Source organism: uncultured Cardiobacterium sp. (assembly GCF_938028185.1).
Taxonomy (GTDB): Bacteria; Pseudomonadota; Gammaproteobacteria; order Cardiobacteriales; family Cardiobacteriaceae; genus Cardiobacterium.
This window is the reverse complement of record NZ_CALJAH010000368.1, coordinates 1-3,258: the sequence shown is the minus strand read 5'-3', so window position 1 is coordinate 3,258 and position 3,258 is coordinate 1. Positions and strand designations below refer to the sequence as shown.

Genomic DNA, 3,258 nt, shown 5'->3' with positions numbered 1-3,258 from the left:
TTGTCCATTAGAGTCCCACGTCTCAAAAAAAGCACCCGTTTTGTCCATTACGCCTAATGTAGCGACAATACGGCAGCGACAAAATGAGCAACCCTTCATTTTGCCGTCGCCATTCGCTCATCTGTCCGGCGCTACAATAATCCCGTCCCAATAACCGGAGCAAGATGATGAAAAAACAGGGTTTGCTGGCTGCCGTACTGATTGCGGCGATGTTAATGACCAGCCCGGCGGCACTCGCCAAGAAACACCGCCGCACCATTAGCGAAGAAGAGGCGGCGATGATTGCCAACTCGATGATTCAGGGGCGGGTGGTCGATGTGGATTACGAACACCGCAAACATGGCCGCAGCTATTATGAAGTGGAAATCCGCAAGGATGGCCGCAAGTATGAAGTCTATGTGGATGCGAAAACCGGGGAGCTGATTGATCAGGATCGGGTAGAGCGCGACCGCGATGATGATCGCATCGAGATTTATCCTGACTATAACGGCGGCGGCAATTACGACCCGCATGGTTATTACGGCTACTACGGCAATCATGGTCATGGCGAAGGCTATTATGACGACGATGACGATGATGATGATTGAACGGCTGGATAAACCTGCAAAACCGCGCTTCGGCGCGGTTTTTTGTGGCGATGGTTTCAGGTGAAGCGACACCGCCGCTGCTCGCCAAAAAACACAAAAGCGCCGCCGACGGTGCGACAATGCCACACACGCCCATCAGGAGCATTCCCATGCACAACCTTCTCATTGCCCTCATGACCGCCCTCGCGCTTACCGCCTGCGGCGGCAACGACTACAACGTCGCCATCAGCGGCCCCGGCATCGGCATCAATATGCAGCATTACGGCAGTAACAGTCCGAACCGCCCCGGCTACTTCAACCCCAACCAAAGCAACCAGAACACCACCCCGCCCGCCGCCAACTGGCGCCGCCTGAACGGCATGGCCGCGACCACCGCGCGCACCGACGGCGACGGTATCGAACGCTACTTCCCGGACGGGAGTGCCTGCCGCGACTGCGCCGCCATCCCCGCCGCCGACCGCAACAATCCCTACTATCTCGACGGCGGCAACGGCATCCACCGTGACAGCACCCGCGGCGGCGGGCAAATCCTCTACCGCAACCTCTCCTACGCCAGCTTCGGCAGCTACCACGCCCCCGGCGACCGCTACCGCCATTTCCACGTCGTCCAGCCGACGCCCTACGCCGCCGTGCCGACCAGCGGCAGCGCGCACTACGCGGGCAATGTCATCTATCGCAACGCCGAAGACGGCGCCATCGCCCTCGATGTCAATTTCGGCAACAAGGCCGTCGGTGGCCGCGTCAGCGGGCTGTCCGCAGTGAGCGGCCAGCCGCTGGACATCAGCGCCAATCTCGCCGGCAATCACATCAGCGGCAACCTGCACTACAACGACCGCAGTTACGAAAATCCCGTCGCCTACAGCGGTGGCATTCTCGACGCGACCGTCGCCGGCCCGCGTGCCGAGCACATCATCGGCCAGTTCAGTCTGCCCGCCGCCAAAGCCATCCGCAATTACCCGGAAAACACCGCCGTTTTCGGCGCCGAAAAACAATAGGAAACCGTCATGAGTACCTACCAGGAAACCCTCGCCCGCCTGCAAGCGCAGATGCAAAACCACAGCGACATGGCGCTCGAACGCCTCGCGCGCAAAATCATCATTGCACTGGAAGCGCAAATGAAAGACGAAGAAATCGCGCAGGAACTCACCATCGAACAGCCGCATTACCGCAACCTGCGCCGCATCATTCAAGAACGCGACTGGAACGACCGCCGCATCGGCGCCGAGCTGGATATGCTCGACCAGGTCGCCCGCGCCCTCGGCGACGATTACCCCGCCGACACCGCGCAAAACAACTTGAGCTTCACCTGCGCGCTCGACTACTGGCGCGAACTGCAACAGCGCGCCGATGCCGACCTCGTCACCGCCATCGCCGGGCTCTATCTCGACAACGCCGACCATGCCGCCTTTGGCACAGACAACGCGCCGGAGGAACACGCCTGGGCGGAGCAGGCACCAATTGCCAGCGCCATCCGCCAGCTTGAGGAATGGATTAAAAACGCCTGAAGCGGGCGGCGGGCAAAAATTACCGAATGCCCATAAAAGCCAAACCGGGTAAACTAGGCGGGTGGCGTGAGTGCCACCCGCTATCTCATTCCATTTCCATCAAGCTCAAGGAACGAAACATGAAAAGCCAAACCCTCATTTCCCTGCTAACCACCGCGCTGCTCACCGCCTGCGGCGGCGTTTATGATCCGAACGCGCCCCCGGCAGACCCGACCCCGGACGCCCTGAAACCGGGCAACACCCCGCCGCCCGCGGCCGACACCCCCAGCAGCAACTACGGCGTGCCGCGTCGCGTCGCGCAAATCACCGGTGTCCACAGCCAGCACTACTACGACAAGCTGACTGAACCCTTCATGACACGCAACACGCCGACCGCCGACGGCATCACCACCGCAGTGACCGACAAGGACGACGGCACCATCAAACTGCGCCTGCCCAATTTCTACGCCAGCACCCGCCAGAACGGCCTGCTCGTTTACGGCTCGCTGGACGGCAAGGGCGGCGTGACCAAACAGGCCTATCTCTCCTACAAGACCTTCCAGATAAGCGACAGCAGCTACAAGCACTCGCAATTCGGTCTGCTCAGCACCGACACCGGCTACACCAACTTCTGGCGCGGCGAGGCCGTCACCAAAATGCCGACGACCGGCCAGGCAACTTATCTGGGCGACAGCGTCGTCGGTTTCCTCAACGACAAGGGCGTGATGGAGCGGGTTGAACAGGGTACGGCGCGCGCGGATGTGGATTTCGGCCGCAAGCGGCTGGATGTCAGCCTGGCGAGCCCGAGCTATCAGGGTAGCGCCTCCGCCCGCATCAATTACAACGCCAAAGACCACGAGGCGACTTTCCGCACCATCTACAACCAGCCCTGGGGCATCACCGGCAAATTCGCTGGTGAAAACGCCGAAGAGGTCGTGGGACGCTTTGTCGATTCCAAGAAAAATGTCGATGCCGCCTTTGGCGCGAAGCGGCAATAATCCCGCCCACACATCCCAAAAGTCTGAGAACCTGAAAAGCCCCTGCCCTGCAGGGACTTTTCATATCTAGAGGAATACACCGATGCGCTGCCACAACATCCTGAACTGGCTGCTTTCCCGCGAAGAGCTGGAACGCCCGCCGCGCGATGCTTTTTATAGCCATCCACCGAAAGCCTCATACTGTGTTGC

Annotated in this window: 4 protein-coding genes; all 4 read left to right on the top strand. The window is 60.2% G+C overall.

Going from position 1 to position 3,258, the window contains the following annotated elements:
• The first annotated feature begins 164 nt into the window (after window positions 1-164).
• Window positions 165-587: a PepSY domain-containing protein gene (locus tag Q0349_RS10890; RefSeq protein ID WP_298080972.1), complete on the top strand. Its 423-nt coding sequence runs from the start codon at window positions 165-167 to the stop codon at window positions 585-587.
• Window positions 588-736: 149 nt separating this feature from the next.
• Window positions 737-1,582, top strand: coding sequence for a transferrin-binding protein-like solute binding protein (locus Q0349_RS10885; protein ID WP_298080971.1), 846 nt, complete (start codon window positions 737-739; stop codon window positions 1,580-1,582).
• A gap of 9 nt (window positions 1,583-1,591) precedes the next feature.
• The gene (locus Q0349_RS10880) at window positions 1,592-2,092 is read left to right on the top strand and encodes a hypothetical protein (protein WP_298080970.1); all 501 of its coding nucleotides are present in this window, start codon (window positions 1,592-1,594) and stop codon (window positions 2,090-2,092) included.
• A gap of 119 nt (window positions 2,093-2,211) precedes the next feature.
• The gene (locus tag Q0349_RS10875; RefSeq protein ID WP_298080969.1) at window positions 2,212-3,069 is read left to right on the top strand and encodes a transferrin-binding protein-like solute binding protein; all 858 of its coding nucleotides are present in this window, start codon (window positions 2,212-2,214) and stop codon (window positions 3,067-3,069) included.
• Window positions 3,070-3,258 lie beyond the last annotated feature (189 nt).

Coding starts and splice junctions, on each gene's coding strand:
- Q0349_RS10890 (WP_298080972.1), top strand. CDS start 165: ATGATGAAAAAACAGGGTTTGCTGGCTGCCGTACTGATTGCGGCGATG.
- Q0349_RS10885 (WP_298080971.1), top strand. CDS start 737: ATGCACAACCTTCTCATTGCCCTCATGACCGCCCTCGCGCTTACCGCC.
- Q0349_RS10880 (WP_298080970.1), top strand. CDS start 1,592: ATGAGTACCTACCAGGAAACCCTCGCCCGCCTGCAAGCGCAGATGCAA.
- Q0349_RS10875 (WP_298080969.1), top strand. CDS start 2,212: ATGAAAAGCCAAACCCTCATTTCCCTGCTAACCACCGCGCTGCTCACC.